The sequence below is a fragment of the Allomuricauda sp. CAU 1633 genome (assembly GCF_017313225.1).
Classification (GTDB): domain Bacteria; phylum Bacteroidota; class Bacteroidia; order Flavobacteriales; family Flavobacteriaceae; genus Flagellimonas.
Genome location: NZ_JAFLNE010000008.1, coordinates 45,901 through 64,481, shown reverse-complemented (window position 1 = coordinate 64,481; position 18,581 = coordinate 45,901). Strand labels below are relative to the sequence as shown.

Here is an 18,581-nt window from a genome sequence, read left to right as displayed (position 1 = left end):
TTGGCTTATAGGTGGATTACTTCATCATAAGCAGCTGCTACCGCCTCCATAACTGCTTCACTCATGGTAGGGTGGGGGTGAACGGCCTTTAACACTTCATGACCTGTGGTTTCCAGTTTGCGGGCCACTACGGCTTCGGCGATCATATCCGTAACACCAACACCAATCATATGGCACCCCAGCCACTCACCGTATTTGGCATCAAAAATGACTTTTACAAAACCGTCAGGGGTTCCAGCAGCTTTGGCCTTTCCACTCACTGAGAATGGGAACTTGCCAATTTTGAGTTCGTATCCTTTTTCTTTGGCTTGTTTTTCGGTCAATCCGACGGAAGCCACTTCGGGAACACAGTAGGTACATCCGGGAATGTTACCATAATCCAGCGGTTCCACATGCATACCCGCAATTTTTTCAACACACAAAATACCTTCAGCGGAAGCAACGTGCGCCAATGCTTGGCCCGGAGTAACATCACCAATAGCATAGTAGCCAGGAATATTGGTCTGGTAATAATCGTTTACCAAGATTTTATCTCGGTCCACGGCAATACCCACATCTTCCAATCCAATGTTTTCAATATTGGTTTTGATACCCACTGCAGAAAGTACGATATCTGCTTCCAATACTTCTTCCCCTTTTGAGGTTTTAACGGTTGCCTTAACTCCATCACCGGAAGTATTCACTTTGGTAACCTCGGCAGAAGTCATGATTTTTACCCCAGCCTTTTTGAAGCTGCGCTCCAATTGCTTGGATACGTCCTCGTCCTCAACAGGAACAATATTGGGCATAAATTCAACTACGGTCACTTCGGTTCCCATGGAATTGTAGAAATAGGCAAACTCGATACCGATGGCACCACTACCCACCACAATCATTTTCTTGGGTTGTTTTTCAAGGGACATGGCCTCACGATACCCGATTACTTTCTTCCCATCTTGGGGTAAGCTGGGCAATTCTCGACTTCGTGCTCCAGTAGCTATGATGATATGGTCAGCCGTATACTCGGCCGTATCTCCATGCTCACCTTTTACCAAAACTTTTTTTCCGGGCTGCACTTTTCCAAAACCATTGAGAACCTCAATTTTGTTCTTTTTCATTAGGAACTGAACACCTTTGCTCATTCCTTCCGCAACACCACGACTTCTGTTCACAACAGCACCAAAATCGTGTTCCACTTTTTTGGCACTCAATCCATAATCTTCGGCATGCTTCAAATATTCAAAAACCTGAGCGGATTTCAATAGAGCTTTGGTAGGGATACATCCCCAATTGAGACAAACACCACCTAAACTTTCCTTTTCAACAAGGGCTGTTTTAAATCCAAGTTGTGAGGCTCTGATAGCGGTTACATATCCACCGGGACCACTGCCCAAAACAATTACATCGAACTTGCTCATTAGATCTTGATTTTATGTTGTTAGATTTGAAGCCTGCCTTAGAGCGGGCAGGTGCAAAAGTACGGAATTCAATCCCCAAATCCCAAGTGTGGGAAAATCAAAAATGACTTTGTTTGTGAAATCAGATTTTATTGTTCCCGTGCCCATTGTACATTTTGAAAAAATTCGTCAGTTTGAGTGAATTTTATGGAGTGAAACGAATAAAATTTGTATCGAAAACAAGAATTTATTTCATAACGTATTCTCGATACAATTTTTTATTCTACTTCGGCAAGCTTAGTAACCACTCAAAATCACTCGAATTGACGTTATGAATATGCTCACGCCTTAAAATGGACCATGGCTTTTACCAAACATCCTTTTGTTGAAGGCATCGGAGCCTCCTTTTGGGATGGAAAGTGATTTCCATTGTGAGCCTTTTATCATTTTTCCAAGAAGGACAATTTGCCCAACATGACTGGAATAATGGGCGAGTTGCCGGTTCACGGCCTCCACAAGAGTATGTTCTTCCTTTCTTATTTTGATTTTGGTGTCAAAATCCAAGGTTTTCATTTCTTCAAGGGCATCAAACAGACAGTTCCAGCCCTTCTCCCAAGCTTCTAACATTTCATTTTTGGAGGTATAAGTGGCTTCAAATTCTATTTCCCGTTCGCGCCAAGGTTTTTCACCATCTTCAATTAAAAAATTGGTCCACCGGCTCAGCATATTACCAGCCATGTGTTTTACAATGATGGCGATGGAATTATCCGTTGCTGAATGGATCCAAAGGATATCCTCATCCGTAAGTTGTACAAAGGTTTTGTCACCCATGGTTTTATACCGATGGAACTCAAAAATGACGCTGGAAAGATAGTTTTCTTGAAAATTCATTCGTTATCCGAAGGATCAAAGCCAATACTCACCGAGTTGATGCAATAGCGTTGCCCGGTAGTTTCTCTGGGACCATCATTAAAAACGTGACCCAAGTGGCTTCCGCAGTTGGCACAGACCGTTTCGGTTCTAATCATACCATGCGATGTATCTCGAATATATTCGATGGCACCCTCCACAGCTTGGTCAAAAGAAGGCCAACCACAACCACTCTCGAATTTATGCTCACTTTCAAAAAGTTTGGCGTTACAAGCCTTGCAATGGTAGTCACCATTTTCAAAATGAAGGTTGTATTGTCCGGTAAAGGGGCGTTCGGTGCCTTTTTGGCGAAGCACATAATATTCCTCTGGTGAGAGTTCTTTTTGCCACTCCTCTTCGGTTTTTTGGATATCGTATTTATCAGTCGCCATGTTAAAAATTAATTTCCGTCCGGGATAAAATCCAGTGCCACACCATTGATGCAATGGCGTTTTCCTGTTGTTTCACGAGGACCATCGTTAAAAACATGTCCCAAATGTCCGCCACAGGTTGCGCAATGTTCCTCGGTGCGGGCTACACCAATCTTATAGTCTACATCATAAGCCACATTGCCCTGAATTTCCCGATCAAAACTTGGCCATCCTGTTCCAGATTTAAACTTATGCTCACTTCGGAAAACCGGAGTTCCGCATCCGGCACAAACATAGGTGCCTTTTTCTTTGTTGTCCAAAAGGTCACTGGTGAAGGCATTTTCGGTGGCTTCTTTCCGGAGGACATAATATTCCATATCCGTAAGTTCTGCCCTCCATTCAGCATCAGTCTTGGTGACTTTGTAGGCTGTTTCTTTTTTAATTTCCTTTTTCTCTTCTTGTGAAGTGCCTTTGCACCCAACAAGGGCCAAAAGCACGATCAAAAGCAATTTTTTTCCCATTTTCGTCTTTTTTATTCAATAGACGTGGTTTTTAGCCTATCCTTTCAAAAATACCAAAAAGAAAAGTCCCAAAGGGTACCCATGGGACTTTGAAAGTATATTTATGAAATGGGATTAATTCAAATCCAATTTTTGCACTTGATCTTCTTCAATGCCTAAGGTGGCCATCACATTTTCTATATTGGAGGTATCCATTTTGGAGGCATCGGCAAAGACACTGGGCACAAACACAATTCGGAAAATTTGATCATCGGTAAAATCTGTGCTCAAGGAAGACATATCAAAGTTACCGTCAATAAACAGCTCCACATCCACAAAAGTATGCTCAAACACATATTGAATAGTTCCTTCGGGGAGAAAATAATTTTGTGGGATTTGACTCCATAAATCGGCATCGCTACCATCCTGTAAACCTACGGTGCCGGCCCAACGATATACCAAAACGGCATCAGCCTCAAAGACTTCAAAGTCGGTAACATCACTAAAATTAATTAGGGTACTAAAAAGGTTGTCAACACCATCATACCCAAAGTTAACGCCTTCCACTTCCACTACCTGTCCTTGGATGCCATCGGCACCGTCTACGCCATCAAAGCCGTCATTTCCATCAAACCCTGGAGGGCCTTGTGGGCCTTCACAGGCAACGGTGAACAATACGATAAACGCTGAAATAATACTATTGAATTTATTCATGATTTTGGATTTTTGATTTGTTTTCATTTTATCTGTTTTTTGGTAAAAATCAAAAAGCATTCCATTTTTTCAAAAGAACTGGATTTTATTTGAAAGGATTCTGCTAAAATCGTATTCTTGAGGAAAGATGTGTTATATTGTAATTGTTAAATATAGTTTATGTCCAACGTAATTGTTCACAGTTTATTTTCAGAATTTGATATCAATCTTTTTAAGGCCGGAAAACATTTTCGACTCTATGATAAATTGGGGTCGCACCTCACTGAAGTTGATGGCGTTAAGGGTACTTATTTTGCAGTTTGGGCCCCTTCGGCCAAATCGGTGTCGGTGATTGGCGATTTCAATTATTGGAATGCTGGTGAGCATGAACTCAATGTACGATGGGACGCCAGTGGTATTTGGGAAGGTTTTATCCCCGGTGTGGATAAAGGAACCAAATACAAATACAAAATTCATTCCCACAACAATGATATTTGGACCGAAAAGGCCGACCCCTTTGCACGATTTTGTGAGCATCCACCCAACACGGCTTCCTTGGTTTGGGATGCTCCCTATGACTGGAAAGACAAGAAATGGATGGATACCCGAGAGGAAAAAAATGGTCTGGACAAACCGTATTCAGTATATGAGGTGCATCTGGGCTCATGGAAAAAGAAAAATGGCTGGGAGTCGCTCACTTATATTGAAATGGCTGACCAGTTGGTAGACTATGTGGACCAAATGGGCTTTACCCACGTGGAATTCATGCCGGTGATGGAATACCCTTTTGATCCTTCCTGGGGGTATCAGATAACCGGATATTTTGCTCCAACCTCCCGTTTTGGAAAACCAGAGGATTTTAAAGTGCTGGTTGACAAGTTTCATCAAAAAGGAATAGGGGTTATTTTGGATTGGGTACCCTCGCATTTTCCAGAAGACGCCCATGGTCTGGGCTATTTTGACGGATCTCACCTTTATGAGCACCCAGACCGAAGGAGGGGATACCATCCCGATTGGAAGAGTTTGATTTTTAATTACGGTAGAAATGAGGTCCGTGCCTTTTTGATCAGTAATGCCATTTTTTGGTTGGACCACTATCATGTGGATGGGCTTCGGGTGGATGCCGTGGCTTCCATGTTGTATCTGGACTATTCCCGTGAAGATGGGGAGTGGGAGCCCAATATGTACGGTAACAATGAAAATTTGGAAGCCTTGTCCTTTCTCAGGGAAATGAATCAAGAAGTCTATGCCAGTTTTAAAGGGGTGCAGACCATTGCCGAGGAATCAACGGCATTTTCTGGAGTTACCAAACCAGTTCATTATGGCGGATTGGGATTTGGAATGAAATGGATGATGGGTTGGATGCATGATACCTTGGAGTTCTTTAAAAAGGAACCTATCTATCGCTCCTACGATTTGAATGACATCACCTTCAGCATGACCTATGCGTTTACCGAAAACTTTGTATTGCCATTTTCGCATGATGAGGTGGTCTATGGAAAACAATCCCTTCTGTACCGTATGCCAGGAGACGAATGGCAGCGTTTTGCCAACCTAAGACTCCTATTCGGATATATGTTCACTCACCCGGGCGGTAATCTACTGTTTATGGGAGGTGAGTTTGGGCAATCCTCAGAGTGGAATTTTCAAGAAAGTCTGGATTGGCATCTCACCCAATACGATTTTCACTCTGGAATTCAAGAAGTTATCAAGGATCTTAACAAGGTTTATAAGAGCAATCCGGCATTGTATGAAAAACAGTTCAGTCCAGATGGTTTCCAGTGGATTGAGTACAACGATAGAGAGAATACGGTGGTTACATACATCAGAAAAGGAAATGACCCCAAGGATGACCTTATAGTTGCATGCAACTTTACGCCGGTACCCCGCGAAAAATATAGGGTTGGAGTTCCCAAGAACACCCCACTAAAATTGATTTTCAACAGTGACGACACCAAATATTCGGGCAGCGGTATGGGCAAGAAATCATTAAAGCCTTCAAAAACCGAATGGAACGGACATACGCAATCGGTTGTGATGACATTACCCCCCTTATCGGTGGTGGTATATAAATAATGGTGCTACTACATCGTTGTAGTTAGGTTCTTGTTCAAAACATCTTTTTAATTTGTCGCACTAAAGTATTTCTTTTGCTAGTCTGAACAGCCAGCTATGATTACGAACACCGAAATTGAAAGAAGAGGGAACCAGATTCCCAATCATATAGTCGATTTCAAACAGGAAAACGACAAGTTATATTTTACCACACAGAACGGAGTTATTTTACAGGTCACCATATTGCGAGACAGTGCCATTCGTTTCAGATATGCTACCGAATACGTTTTTGAACCTGACTTTTCCTATGCCATAAGTGAGGATGTGAGTTTGGGGTACAATGAGCTCACTGTGAAGGAAGAAATCCCAGAGTACGTCATTACCACTTCCAAGATAAAAATCTATATCAGCAAAGCGGATCTTAAGGTCCAGATTGTGGATTTGGAAGATACGGTGATCCTCGAAGATGAATTGGGCTTCCACTGGGAGGAAAATTATGACTACGGAGGCAATATTGTAAAAATGAGTAAAACCTGTCATTCCGGTGAGAGTTTCTACGGAATGGGGGATAAAGCTTCCCATACCAACTTAAAGGGCAAGCGGGTGAACAATTGGGTAACGGACTCCTATGCCTATGGGAAAGACCAAGAACCTTTGTACAAATCCATTCCTTTTTATGTGGGTCTTAAGGAGAGTATTGCCTATGGTGTCTTTTTTGACAATTCCTTCAGCACCTATTTTGATTTTGCCAACGAAAAAAGAAATGTAACCAGTTTTTGGGCCGATGGTGGGGAGATGAACTATTATTTCTTCTATGGTCCAAAAATGAGCCAAGTGGTGGAAGCTTACACCGATTTGACCGGCGTACCCGAACTTCCCCCGCTTTGGGCGTTGGGGTTCCATCAGTCCAAATGGAGCTATTACCCTGAGCGAAAGGTGAAAAAAATAGCATCTACCTTCAGGAAACTAAATATACCCTGCGATGCTATTTATTTGGATATCGATTATATGGAAGGGTTTAGATGCTTTACCTGGAACAATCGTTATTTCCCCAATCCCAAGAAAATGGTAGAAGAAATGGAAGAGGACGGATTCAAGGTCATTACCATGATTGATCCTGGGATAAAAATAGACCGCGATTATTGGGTATATCAACAAGCCATGGACAACGACTTTTTCTGTAAAAGGGCAGATGGACCCCATTTTAAGGGAAAAGTTTGGCCAGGGGAATGTAAGTTTCCAGATTTTACCGATCCCGAAGTGCGCGAATGGTGGGCAGGACTCTACAAAGAGATGATTGCCGATATGGGGGTAAGAGGGGTTTGGAACGATATGAATGAACCAGCGGTTATGGAAGTTCCGACCAAAACGGCCAATCTGGACGTTCGCCACGATTATGACGGTCATCCCTGTAGCCATAGAAAGGCCCACAATGTATATGGTATGCAGATGGTGCGTGCCACATATGAGGGTATAAAAAAGTTCACTTTTCCAAGGAGGCCTTTTGTACTTACACGGGCCGCTTATTCAGGGACACAACGCTACTGTGCTACATGGACGGGAGATAATGTGGCTACCTGGGAGCATTTATGGATCGCTAATGTGCAGATGCAGCGCATGTGCATGAGTGGATATTCCTTTGTGGGTTCCGATATTGGTGGATTTGCAGAACAACCTAATGGTGAATTGTTTGCCAGATGGGTCCAATTGGCCATTTTCCATCCATTTTGCAGGGTGCATTCCAGTGGAGATCATGGAGATCAGGAACCTTGGTCTTTTGGTGAGGAAATTACCAACATTGTTCGGAAATATATCGAGTTGAGATATCAGTTACTGCCTTATTTGTATACCATGTTCTACAAGTATATTAAAGAAGGTATGCCCATGCTTCAGTCGTTGGTTTTTTACGATCAAGAAGATACACAGACCCATTTTAGGACCGATGAGTTCCTTTTTGGTGAAAAAATGTTGGTATGCCCAGTACAGGAACCCAATGCCCAAGGGAGACGAATGTTTTTTCCAAAGGGCAAATGGTATAGCTACTGGACCGATGAGGTAATTACCGGAGGAATGGAAAAATGGGTTCCAGCCGAAATTCACAAGATTCCCTTATATGTGAAAGAAGGGGCCATGATACCAAAATATCCAGTTCAGCAATATGTAGGTGAAAAAGAGATCAAGGAACTGCGAATTGATGTCTACTATAAGGAAGGCTTGGAAAATTCCAGCGTGTATGAAGACCAACAAGATGGTTACGACTATAAAAAAGGACGTTTCAGTCTACGGAATTTTAGGTTGCGGGGCAAACAGAACGAATTGATCATACAGCAGTTCAAGGACGGTAATTTTATTACGCCGTACGAAAAATTCAGACTCTACTTCCATGGTTTGCCATTTAGCATTGGAATGGTGGAATTGGACAATGAAGAGGTCAATCCAGAAGACATAAAATTGAATGGAAGCAATTCCATTGAAGTAAGTAAGGATTTTACAGAGCTCCATATTTTTGGAAAATAATTTTGTAATTTCCCTATTACTAAACACTATTAAAAATTACGTATGAAAAGGTTGATTTTGACGGTTGCAGTATTCTTGGTTGTGGCCGCATGCAAAACAAATCCGTTTACAGGGAAGAGCACACTCAATTTTTACCCAAATAGCCAAATTTTTCCTATGGCATTTGCCCAATACGATGAGTTTTTGGGAGATAACAAGGTGGTCACGGGAACATCCGATGCCCAGATGATCACACGGGTGGGGCAGCGTATCGCCTCTGCTGCTGAGCGTTGGCTCGATGCCAATGGGTATCCTGGCTATTTAAAGGATTATAAATGGGAATACAATTTAGTGGATGATGAAACTGTGAATGCATGGTGTATGCCTGGCGGTAAGATTGTATTCTACACCGGCATATTGCCCATCACCCAAAATGAAACCGGAATAGCCGTGGTCATGGGGCATGAGGTGGCTCACGCCTTGGCCGATCATGGTGCACAGCGTATGAGCGCGGGAATGTTGCAACAGATAGGAGCGGTTGCCGGAAATGTGGCCATCCAAGACCCCGAAGCAAGAAATACGTTCAACACGGCCTATGGATTGGGATCAACGGTTGGGGTAATGTTGCCTTTCAGTAGAAGTCATGAGACTGAAGCAGACCGAATTGGATTGCAGATTATGGCCATTGCTGGATATAACCCCGATGAGGCAGCAAGGCTTTGGCAGCGAATGAAAGCACAATCTGGAGGGGAGGCACCACCTGAGTTTATGAGCACCCACCCATCCAATGATACCCGTATCAGTAATTTAACGGCTTGGGCACCGGCAGCAAAACAAGAAGCCCGTAAATTTGGAGTAACATCATTCAAATAAATTGGGATATAACAAACCAAAAATGTCATTTTGAGCCAGCGTGAAATTTAGTTTCATTAAAAGTTCAAAGTGACATTTTTATTTTAACCAACCACCATGGCACAAGTACTGGCACTAAAAGGAAGTAAAAAACTATTGAATGCTTGGGCGTTTTACGATTGGGCCAACTCGGTCTACAGTCTTGTTATTTCCTCAGCGGTATTTCCTATTTTTTACGGAGCCCTTTTCCGTGTGGCCGGTATTGAAAAAGTAACGGTATTTGGCGGGGAAATAGCCCGAGCGCCCCTTATCAGCTATGTTACATCCCTGGCCTTTGTTTTTATTGCCATTGTAACTCCTTTGGTGTCCGGTATTGCAGACTATTTGGGAAACAAAAGGGTCTTTCTCAAGTTTTTCTGCTATTTGGGGGCACTTTCTTGCATAGGTCTGTACTGGTTTTCCTTGGAGAACATTTATTTTGGACTGATCTGTTATTTCTTTGGTTTGGTTGGATTCTGGGTCAGTTTTGCCATCAATAATTCGTATTTACCCGATATAGCCTATCCTGAACAGCAAGACCGAGTCAGTGCAAAAGGTTTTTCTTTTGGCTATGTGGGTAGCGTAATATTGTTGGTTTTCAATTTGGCCATGGTGATGCAGCCCGATGTTTTTGGGATTACAGATAGTGGAGGAGAGGCCGCTGAAATCAAGGCTATGAAATACTCTTTCATTTCTGTAGGGATTTGGTGGGCGCTATTCAGTCAATATACATTCAAACACCTGCCCAAAGGCTACAAACGCGAAGGAGAGCGAAAAAACATTATCATGAACGGGTTTCATGAACTTCAAAGTGTTTGGAGACAACTGGGAGATCAAACCCGATTGAAACGCTATCTGGGTGCCTTTTTTGTCTACAGCATGGCGGTACAGACCGTAATGCTGATAGCCACTTATTTTGGCGAAGAAGAAATAGCATGGGGATCAGACAGTGAACGAACTACGGGATTAATTGTAAGCATTTTGGTGATTCAGATTGTGGCCATTTTAGGAGCAACGTTGACCGCAAAAGCGTCTAGCAGATTTGGAAACATCAATACATTGATGGTCATTAACTGTATTTGGGTGGTGCTATGTGTCTACGCCTATTTTTTGGAGACACCGATGGATTTTTATATCGCAGCAAGTTTTGTGGGCCTTGTTATGGGGGGAATTCAAGCCCTGTCACGATCTACATATTCCAAATTTTTGCCGGAGACCACCGATACCACCTCATTCTTCAGCTTTTATGATGTAGCCGAAAAAATAGGGATTATTATCGGTACTTTTCTATATGGGGCGGTGTCCCAGTTTACTGGAAGCATGCGGAACAGCATCATCTTTTTGGGGCTTTTCTTTTTGGTGGGAATATTTATGCTGGCCAGAGTCAATACTAAAAACTAAACAAATGAAACAGCTATGCATTTTAATCCTCTCATTCCTATGGATAGGGACGGGGCTCAGTGCCCAAAAAACACTTGCGAAACAGTTAGGATACCCATCCAATGCCAAATTACTCATCATACATGCTGATGACTTGGGCGTGTTGCACACGGTAAACGAGGCTACCTTTAAAGCATTTGAAGTTGGATCGGTTAAAAGTGCCAGCATCATGGTGCCAACCCCTTGGTTGGCTGGAGTGGCAGAATATGCCAAGAAAAATCCAGAACATGATATGGGAATTCATCTTACACTCACCAGCGAATGGAAATTGTTGCGATGGGGACCCGTGGCCCCACGTTCAAAAGTATCCAGTCTGGTAGATGAAAATGGCTACCTGTACCCTGATTGCAATCAACTTTGGGAAAATGCAAAGATTGAGGAGGTTGAAATAGAACTGAGGGCCCAGATTGACAAAGCTATAGCCATGGGCATTAATCCAACCCATTTGGACAGTCACATGGGATGCTTGTTTGCACAAGACTCGCGGTACTATCAATTGTATTTAAAATTGGCTGAAGAATATGGAATTCCTGCTATGGTGAACCATCAAATTGCCCAACTGGGAGGGGAAGGTTCACCACCTCCTGTGGTAATTAATCAAATTTTAGGTGCCGGTACCACGGATTACGATACCGATATGGCCGCATATTATGCAAATGCCTTGCGGAAAATGACACCTGGCGTCCATGTAATGATCATTCATTGTGGGTATGATAATTTGGAAAGTCAGGGCATGTCTTTTGAACATCCGTATTGGGGTGCTCAATGGCGACAACAGGATTTTGATTTCTTTACCAGTGAGGAATGCGCTAAAATTTTAAAAGAGGAGAATATTCACGTAGTGACTTGGAAGGAAATAGGACAGTTGGTCAAGCACTAACTTGATACAAACAAAAAACCCCGATGATGACCGGGGCTCTTTCGTTTTTTGATTGGCCCTTCGACTGCGCTCAGGGCAAGTGATAAACTCCTTTTATCCCTTGGAAATGTCTCCAGAACCTGAGGATTTACTATTGATTTTCTTTGGATTTCCGCGATAATGGATGTCTCCCGATCCAGATACGCGGGCATCGATGGATTGATTTGCGGTAACTCTAATATCAGCAGATCCAGAGACCGCTGCAGTAACATGTTCAGCCTCCAATTCGTACGCCTTAATGTCGCCAGACCCTGAAACCTGAACATCAAAATCCATTGTCTTTCCGGAAAGGTTAATATCTCCCGATCCAGATAAAGATGCCTCAACATTTTGGGCTTCAACCATAAGGCTAATATCCCCAGACCCTGCTATCCGAGTACTAAAGCGATTTGATTTTATTGTGGTCTTCCCTACAATATCTCCAGAACCGGAAAGTGAAACTTCCCTGATGGATTCTACAGGAACCGTAATGCGAATTCCCTTGCCCCAGTTGGAAGGTCTAAGATTGACCCCTTTTTCTACCTTTATGACCAAGGTTCCCGCTTTAACCTCAGTTTCTACATATTCCAATAAGTTAGATTCCCCTTCAAGGGTGATTTCACCTTCACGTCCATCTACCAAGTCCACATCGAACCAACCGGCCAATGCCACACCATCGTAATCGCCAACCGAGCGTTCAATGGTGACCACATTACCATCCCCTTTAATTTTTCTGCCCCATTGGGCGTTAGTAACGGCCACAGTGCAAAGTGCCAAGGCCAATGTGATAAGTTTTCTCATGATTCTGTTATTTAATTGTTTTTTGATGTGATTTAGTTTTTATAAAATGTAATGCCTCCGTAATCAGTGGTGATATTGATTCTGTTCCCAGAGTTTTCTTTTCCGTAATAACCTTTATAGTATTTTTCGTTGGATTTTTCCTTACTGATATTGATTTCAAAATCGTCCTTTCCACTTACCCCCGCATATTCTGCCACAATTTCAAAATCGAAGTAATACTCAGGGTGGTATCCAATTTTTATCCCGGTATAATCGGTTCTAATGTCCACATTTCCGGCATCTGGAGCCAACTCATCAATTCGTAGAGACCCATAATCACTGGAGATGTTTACGTTACCATGGACCTTTCCGAGCTTCACCCCGATGTAATCCCCATTTCCGTTTACATTTTTAACATTATGGGCCTCAAGCGAACCATAATCACTGGAATAGTCCAAGTTGCCCATTTCCTCAATTACAGCGTTGGTATAATCTGCTTTGATACGAAGATCCCCTGCTTTTTCAATGGTAAAACCGGAGTAGTCGGCCACAATTTCACCACTGTTGATGTAGCCAAAATGAGACCTTGAGGTGTAATCGAACTTCAATTCATTGTTGCGCCCGCGTAGTTCCCCGGCATCGATTTTACCATAATCACATTTTATTTTGGCATGACCATCGACCCTATCTAAAAAGATGTTGCCATAATCGTTGCTCAGATTTACACTATTTTTTACCGGTAGTTTTATGGTATAGTTCACCTGCACATTAACGTTTCGGCGCTTGCCCCAGTTCCATCCCCAGCTATTGCCGCGGTCGCCAAAAAGGGTTCTGGCGGATACCATGCTGGAGCTGTTTTCAAAGTCGACATCAATTTCGTTTAAGCGTTCCAAGACACGCTCTTCATCATTACCGTTGGTCTTGATGAGCACCTCGATCACTACTCTGTTTTCATTCCAAGAGGTGATGTTGAGGTTACCATAGCTATTGCTCACCTTGAACAGCGCATCCGAGTTTACGTTGAACTCCCTTTTTATGGTTTTTTCCTTGGTGTATTTGCCATTCATACCATCGGTAAGTGCGCTCGTCGTTAGGGGAAAGAGCGTCATGGCCAAAAGGAAACTCTTAAATAGTAATGTTTTCATCATTGTACGATTTTAAATTTTTAATATTCTCTATTTGGCTCAAAACATCTTTTAAAAGGTCAATTCGGGTTTGGAAGTTGAAGATCATCGCGTTCAATATAATTTTGCTATCACCGCCATTGACAAGGTCTTGTTCCAAACTTTTATAATCTTTTTCCAATTTTTTCAATTGCAATAAGGTGTCGTCCACCAATTTTGCAGTTTCAGGGGATTTTTCATTTTGGAGTTGTCTCACCTGCTCTTCAATAAGATTGGCAAAGTAGAACTCCGTTTGGGAAACTTCCGGTGAAATCTCCACCACCTGTTCCTCTAAGCTGGGTCTTCCAGTAAAAACCTGAAAGGCCAATACGGCAACAACCGCAATGGAGGCTGCAATGGAGAGTGGTTTCCACCAGTTGGTCCTTTTTCTGTGGAGGGAAACCGTACCATTGGTTTGGTTCAGTTTCTCCAAAAAGCGATCTTGATGTCCGCTTTGGGGTTCTTCAAGGTCAAACTGTCCCTGAAGCCTCTCAAACAATTTATCTAATTTGTCTTCCTTCATGGTCAAACATTTATGGTCAATTTTTTTCTAAGGCTTTCCTTGGCCCTGGAAATTGTAGTTCTGCAATTGGCATAACTAATATTCATTATTTCACTTATTTCTTCGTAATCGTACCCTTCAATTAAATGTAAGGTCAAAGAAACTCTGTAGTTGTCTTTTAAACTTTTCATGGTTTCCATCACTTTTTGAGCCTTTAGTTCAGCAAAACCATCTGCATTCAAATCAACTTCATCATTATCTTCGACCTTGTACATTACTTCATCCAAGTCCACAGCCCTTAATTTTTGCTGCTTTTTGTAATGATGGATACTGTTGTTGATCACTATCCGCTTTAACCATGCTCCAAAGGCAACCTCTCCTTTAAATGTGTGCAGTTTCGTAAAAGCACTCAAGAACGATTCCTGCATTACATCCTCTGCTTCGGCGGAGTCCTTTACAATTCGAAAAGCTGTGTTGTACATGGCTTTGTAATAGCGATTGTAAATCTCCAACTGTGCACTTTGCTTTCCCTGCATGCACGATTTCAGCAGTGCATCAATATGTTCATTTTGGTGGCTCAAAAAATGATTGATTTGTCTTATAGAGGTGTGAATTTATCAATTGTTACACTTTTTTCTTAAAATTTCAATTTTAATGGCACAGGAATTGCCTATTTAGGAGTGTAGATAAGCCTATTATTCCTTACATATATTGATTATGAGTAAGTTGCAGGGGCTTCATGGTTTAATAAAACGGGCCAATTTTTGTAGTTTATGACAAAATGGCCGATATGATGATATGAAAGAGATGAAAATATCAAGTTTTGACAATATAGATTTTCAGGGACTGGATGAGGATGCGGAACTGATACCGCTGCTCACGCCGGAAGATGAAGAGCAGATGAACAAGGAGAGCCTGCCACAGGTTCTGCCAATATTACCTTTGCGGAATACCGTACTTTTTCCAGGGGTGGTAATACCCATTACCGCTGGAAGGGATAAATCCATCAACTTGATTAAGGATGCCAACAATGGCACAAAGACCATTGGTGTGGTTTCCCAGAAAGATGAGGAGACCGAAAATCCAGGGGTAGACGACATCAACACTTTGGGTACCGTTGCCCGGATTCTGCGTGTGCTTCAAATGCCCGATGGAAATACCACGGTCATCATTCAAGGAAAAAAGCGTTTTCAAATAGACAGTATCGTTTCTGAAAAGCCGTACTTAACCGCTACGGTTAAAGAAGCCAAAGAAGTACGACCCGATGAAAAAGGCGAGGAGTTCGAGGCCATTATTGACTCGATTAAGGAATTGGCGTTCAAAATCATTAAGGATAACCCCAATATTCCCAGTGAGGCCACTTTTGCCATCAAGAACATTCAGAGTAATTCGTTCTTGATCAATTTTGTATCCTCCAACCTTAACCTAAGTGTTGCCGAAAAACAACAATTGTTGGAAATTCCCAACCTACAGGAACGTGCCTTGACCACCTTGCGCTACATGAACATGGAACTGCAACGATTGGAACTGAAAAATGACATTCAGTCCAAGGTGCGCAGTGATATGGACCAGCAACAACGCGAATATTTCTTGCACCAGCAGATGAAGACTATCCAAGAGGAGCTTGGGGGTTTGTCTTATGAAGAGGAAGTGGAAGAAATGCGGAATCGGGCCAAAAAGAAAAAATGGGGCAAAAAGGTCAAGGAGCATTTTGAGAGGGAGCTTGGAAAAATGCAGCGCATGAACCCCCAAGTGGCGGAGTATTCCATCCAACGGAACTACTTGGACCTGATTTTGGACTTGCCTTGGGAAGAATTTTCAAAGGACAAATTCGACCTGAAACGAGCGCAGCAGATTTTAGATAGAGATCATTACGGCTTGGAAGATGTAAAGCGCCGAATCATTGAATATTTGGCCGTGTTGAAGCTAAGAAACGATATGAAATCGCCCATACTTTGTCTATATGGCCCTCCAGGGGTGGGTAAAACCTCCTTGGGGAAATCAGTGGCAGAGGCTTTGGGTAGGGAATATGTGCGCATGTCCTTGGGAGGATTGCGTGACGAAGCCGAAATCCGCGGTCACCGAAAAACCTATATCGGCGCCATGCCTGGGCGAATCATACAGAGCTTAAAAAAGGCAGGGACGTCCAATCCTGTTTTCATCTTGGATGAGATTGATAAATTGTCCAACAGTCATCAAGGTGACCCATCTTCGGCGATGTTGGAGGTATTGGACCCCGAACAGAACAGCGAGTTCCATGATAATTTCTTGGAAATGGGCTATGATCTATCCAAAGTGATGTTCATTGCCACGGCCAACAACCTATCCACCATTCAACCTGCATTACGTGACCGAATGGAAATCATCAATGTCACTGGATATACTATCGAGGAAAAAGTGGAGATTGCCAAAAGACACCTGCTTCCAAAGCAATTGAAGGAACACGGTCTATCGGATAAGGATTTGAAGATTGGAAAACGTCAATTGGAAAAAATTGTGGAAGGGTACACCCGTGAATCAGGAGTACGTGGATTGGAGAAACAAATTGCCAAGGTGGTTCGTTTTGCAGCCAAGTCCATTGCCATGGAGGAGGAGTACAATAGCAAAGTCACCAATGAGGATGTTGAAAAAATCCTGGGGCCAGCACGATTGGAGCGCGACAAGTACGAGCACAACGAAGTGGCTGGAGTGGTCACCGGATTGGCTTGGACCAGCGTGGGAGGTGATATCCTTTTTATTGAATCCATTCTTTCCAAAGGAAAGGGTGCCCTTAATATTACGGGGAACCTTGGAAAAGTGATGAAGGAGTCGGCCACCATTGCCATGGAATACATCAAATCCAATGCCGATACCTTTGGTATTAATCCTGAAGTGTTTGATAAATATAATGTGCACATTCACGTACCTGAAGGTGCTACGCCCAAAGATGGCCCCAGTGCGGGAATCACCATGTTAACGTCTTTGGTGTCCCTTTTTACACAGCGTAAGGTGAAGAAAAGCTTGGCCATGACCGGGGAGATTACGCTTCGGGGCAAAGTATTGCCGGTAGGAGGAATCAAAGAGAAGATTTTGGCTGCAAAACGTGCCCGAATCAAGGAAATCATTCTGTGTGCGGATAATCGTAAGGACATCGAGGAAATCAAAGAAGAATATTTAAAAGGGTTGACGTTTCACTACGTGACCGATATGAGCGAGGTGATTGACATCGCCATTACGGACAGAAAGGTGAAAAATGCCAAGCAACTCTGATATTGTCTAAAGTCCAAATTGATAATATGCGAGCTTTTATAAGAGTTCTACTTTTTTACTTTGTATTATCTCTGTTGAGTTGTAATTCATATTCAGGTGTTGAAGTCGGTAAAGATCATGAGACTACAATTAGAGTCAGGTCGCACAGGAATGATCGTGGCGTATCTGTAATTAATGAGCAATACTTATTTAGGTCCATATGCCCATTGATTAATGATGAGGTGAAAAATCTGTCTATTGGTTGGGTTCCCGAGATATTTGAAAGATGTGAAGGATTGGTTCCTTATGTGATCAGTAAGAACAAGGATGAGGATTTTTTCTATGTTATTAAATCTGGTGATACTTTAAAATATCAACTTTTAGAATTTGAGCAATAGGAGTTGAGATTTCTTAAAAATGCCAAGACCCTATAAATTTTTGATAAAATTCCACTATGAATTGTCCCCTTTAGAGCTTGCACTGAGCGAAGTCGAAGTGGGAAGTTAGGGGTGTTATTCCTATTTTTAGCCAATGGGAAAAATTACAATTGCCGTTGACGGCTATTCTTCGACTGGAAAAAGCACCATTGCCAAGCGTTTGGCGACTGCTTTGGGCTATATTTATGTGGATACGGGTGCTATGTACCGTGCCGTGACGCTTTATGCTTTAAATAATGGATTCATTGGGACTCAGGATGATATTCCGGGGTTGGTAAAGCAGTTGCCAAAAATCAAGCTCAAGTTTGTGCCGAACAAAGAAACGGGTCGTTCCGAAATGTACCTGAATGGTGAAAATGTGGAAGAGGAAATCCGCACCATGAAAGTTTCCCGACAAGTGAGCAAGGTCGCTGCCATTGGCGAGGTGCGCACCAAACTGGTGGAAATGCAACAACAAATGGGCAAGGACAAAGGCATTGTGATGGACGGCAGGGATATTGGTACCGTGGTTTTCCCGGAAGCCGAACTAAAACTGTTTATGACCGCTTCCCCAGAAATTCGCGCTACCCGGCGCTATAAGGAATTGTTGGACAAAGGGGAGAAGGTCACTTTTGCCGAAGTCTTGAAAAATGTACAGGAACGCGACCGTATCGACTCCACCCGAAGCATTTCACCGCTAAAAAAAGCCAAAGACGCCATTGAGTTTGACAACAGTGATATGGGACTGGAAGAACAGTTTGAGCGCATTCATGAATTTGCCAAACGGGTGATTGCGAAGGAGGGGTGAAACAGGGTTGTTTTTTATCTCTCACATATCATTCCCTTACTAGACAAAGTAGTCG

General features: G+C 42.7%; 16 protein-coding genes. 7 read left to right on the top strand and 9 right to left on the bottom strand.

The window, feature by feature from the left end:
• Positions 1–5 precede the first annotated feature (5 nt).
• From lpdA to J0X14_RS16855, 5 genes are all read right to left on the bottom strand, one after another.
• Positions 6–1,397: a dihydrolipoyl dehydrogenase gene (gene lpdA, locus J0X14_RS16875; RefSeq protein ID WP_207098989.1), complete on the bottom strand. Its 1,392-nt coding sequence runs from the start codon at positions 1,395–1,397 to the stop codon at positions 6–8.
• 327 nt (positions 1,398–1,724) lie between these two features.
• The gene (locus J0X14_RS16870; RefSeq protein WP_207098988.1) at positions 1,725–2,267 is read right to left on the bottom strand and encodes a DUF1572 family protein; all 543 of its coding nucleotides are present in this window, start codon (positions 2,265–2,267) and stop codon (positions 1,725–1,727) included.
• Positions 2,264–2,677: a peptide-methionine (R)-S-oxide reductase MsrB gene (gene msrB, locus J0X14_RS16865; RefSeq protein ID WP_207098987.1), complete on the bottom strand. Its 414-nt coding sequence runs from the start codon at positions 2,675–2,677 to the stop codon at positions 2,264–2,266. Before msrB (J0X14_RS16865) ends, J0X14_RS16870 begins: the two co-directional genes overlap by 4 nt.
• An 8-nt stretch (positions 2,678–2,685) precedes the next feature.
• Positions 2,686–3,177 (bottom strand): peptide-methionine (R)-S-oxide reductase MsrB, encoded by a 492-nt coding sequence (gene msrB, locus J0X14_RS16860; RefSeq protein WP_207098986.1) that lies wholly within the window; start codon positions 3,175–3,177, stop codon positions 2,686–2,688.
• Positions 3,178–3,291: 114 nt separating this feature from the next.
• A complete protein-coding gene (locus J0X14_RS16855) occupies positions 3,292–3,897 on the bottom strand; it encodes a collagen-like protein (protein WP_242528073.1) in 606 nt (201 codons plus the stop codon).
• A 132-nt stretch (positions 3,898–4,029) separates the two neighbouring features.
• Here J0X14_RS16855 and glgB point away from each other — a divergent pair, with 132 nt between their 5' ends.
• From glgB to J0X14_RS16830, 5 genes are all read left to right on the top strand, one after another.
• On the top strand, positions 4,030–5,925 hold the full coding sequence (glgB, locus tag J0X14_RS16850) for a 1,4-alpha-glucan branching protein GlgB (RefSeq protein WP_207098985.1): 1,896 nt from the start codon (positions 4,030–4,032) through the stop codon (positions 5,923–5,925).
• Between the two features lie 96 nt (positions 5,926–6,021).
• Positions 6,022–8,421 (top strand): glycoside hydrolase family 31 protein, encoded by a 2,400-nt coding sequence (locus J0X14_RS16845; protein ID WP_207098984.1) that lies wholly within the window; start codon positions 6,022–6,024, stop codon positions 8,419–8,421.
• A 42-nt stretch (positions 8,422–8,463) separates the two neighbouring features.
• Positions 8,464–9,273 (top strand): M48 family metallopeptidase, encoded by an 810-nt coding sequence (locus J0X14_RS16840; protein WP_207098983.1) that lies wholly within the window; start codon positions 8,464–8,466, stop codon positions 9,271–9,273.
• Positions 9,274–9,369: 96 nt separating this feature from the next.
• Positions 9,370–10,692 (top strand): MFS transporter, encoded by a 1,323-nt coding sequence (locus tag J0X14_RS16835; protein ID WP_207098982.1) that lies wholly within the window; start codon positions 9,370–9,372, stop codon positions 10,690–10,692.
• A 4-nt stretch (positions 10,693–10,696) separates the two neighbouring features.
• Complete coding sequence (locus J0X14_RS16830) at positions 10,697–11,611, top strand: polysaccharide deacetylase family protein (protein WP_207098981.1); 915 nt, start codon at positions 10,697–10,699, stop codon at positions 11,609–11,611.
• Positions 11,612–11,704: 93 nt separating this feature from the next.
• Here the strand turns inward: J0X14_RS16830 and J0X14_RS16825 are convergent, their stop codons facing one another.
• The 4 genes from J0X14_RS16825 to J0X14_RS16810 are packed head-to-tail and all read right to left on the bottom strand — an operon-like array spanning position 11,705 to position 14,655.
• Entirely contained in the window at positions 11,705–12,430 is a 726-nt protein-coding gene (locus tag J0X14_RS16825; protein ID WP_207098980.1) for a head GIN domain-containing protein, read from the bottom strand.
• Between the two features lie 32 nt (positions 12,431–12,462).
• Positions 12,463–13,554 carry a hypothetical protein gene (locus tag J0X14_RS16820; protein ID WP_207098979.1) on the bottom strand — a complete coding sequence of 364 codons (1,092 nt, stop codon included), beginning with the start codon at positions 13,552–13,554 and terminating at the stop codon, positions 12,463–12,465.
• The gene (locus J0X14_RS16815) at positions 13,535–14,095 is read right to left on the bottom strand and encodes a hypothetical protein (RefSeq protein ID WP_207098978.1); all 561 of its coding nucleotides are present in this window, start codon (positions 14,093–14,095) and stop codon (positions 13,535–13,537) included. Before J0X14_RS16815 ends, J0X14_RS16820 begins: the two co-directional genes overlap by 20 nt.
• Before the next feature lie 2 nt (positions 14,096–14,097).
• Positions 14,098–14,655, bottom strand: coding sequence for an RNA polymerase sigma factor (locus J0X14_RS16810; RefSeq protein WP_207098977.1), 558 nt, complete (start codon positions 14,653–14,655; stop codon positions 14,098–14,100).
• A gap of 217 nt (positions 14,656–14,872) precedes the next feature.
• Between J0X14_RS16810 and lon the strand changes: the two genes are divergently transcribed.
• Together lon and cmk are read left to right on the top strand one after the other, a co-directional pair.
• Entirely contained in the window at positions 14,873–17,323 is a 2,451-nt protein-coding gene (gene lon, locus J0X14_RS16805) for an endopeptidase La (RefSeq protein WP_207098976.1), read from the top strand.
• 510 nt (positions 17,324–17,833) lie between these two features.
• Positions 17,834–18,526: a (d)CMP kinase gene (gene cmk, locus J0X14_RS16800; protein ID WP_207098975.1), complete on the top strand. Its 693-nt coding sequence runs from the start codon at positions 17,834–17,836 to the stop codon at positions 18,524–18,526.
• Positions 18,527–18,581 lie beyond the last annotated feature (55 nt).

Excerpts from the sequence above, each read along its gene's own strand:
- J0X14_RS16835 (WP_207098982.1), top strand. The coding sequence starts at position 9,370 with ATGGCACAAGTACTGGCACTAAAAGGAAGTAAAAAACTATTGAATGCT.
- lpdA (WP_207098989.1), bottom strand. The coding sequence starts at position 1,397 with ATGAGCAAGTTCGATGTAATTGTTTTGGGCAGTGGTCCCGGTGGATAT.
- J0X14_RS16820 (WP_207098979.1), bottom strand. The coding sequence starts at position 13,554 with ATGAAAACATTACTATTTAAGAGTTTCCTTTTGGCCATGACGCTCTTT.
- J0X14_RS16815 (WP_207098978.1), bottom strand. The coding sequence starts at position 14,095 with ATGAAGGAAGACAAATTAGATAAATTGTTTGAGAGGCTTCAGGGACAG.
- J0X14_RS16830 (WP_207098981.1), top strand. The coding sequence starts at position 10,697 with ATGAAACAGCTATGCATTTTAATCCTCTCATTCCTATGGATAGGGACG.
- J0X14_RS16870 (WP_207098988.1), bottom strand. The coding sequence starts at position 2,267 with ATGAATTTTCAAGAAAACTATCTTTCCAGCGTCATTTTTGAGTTCCAT.
- lon (WP_207098976.1), top strand. The coding sequence starts at position 14,873 with ATGAAAGAGATGAAAATATCAAGTTTTGACAATATAGATTTTCAGGGA.
- cmk (WP_207098975.1), top strand. The coding sequence starts at position 17,834 with ATGGGAAAAATTACAATTGCCGTTGACGGCTATTCTTCGACTGGAAAA.
- msrB (WP_207098986.1), bottom strand. The coding sequence starts at position 3,177 with ATGGGAAAAAAATTGCTTTTGATCGTGCTTTTGGCCCTTGTTGGGTGC.
- J0X14_RS16825 (WP_207098980.1), bottom strand. The coding sequence starts at position 12,430 with ATGAGAAAACTTATCACATTGGCCTTGGCACTTTGCACTGTGGCCGTT.
- J0X14_RS16845 (WP_207098984.1), top strand. The coding sequence starts at position 6,022 with ATGATTACGAACACCGAAATTGAAAGAAGAGGGAACCAGATTCCCAAT.
- glgB (WP_207098985.1), top strand. The coding sequence starts at position 4,030 with ATGTCCAACGTAATTGTTCACAGTTTATTTTCAGAATTTGATATCAAT.
- J0X14_RS16840 (WP_207098983.1), top strand. The coding sequence starts at position 8,464 with ATGAAAAGGTTGATTTTGACGGTTGCAGTATTCTTGGTTGTGGCCGCA.
- J0X14_RS16855 (WP_242528073.1), bottom strand. The coding sequence starts at position 3,897 with ATGAAAACAAATCAAAAATCCAAAATCATGAATAAATTCAATAGTATT.
- msrB (WP_207098987.1), bottom strand. The coding sequence starts at position 2,677 with ATGGCGACTGATAAATACGATATCCAAAAAACCGAAGAGGAGTGGCAA.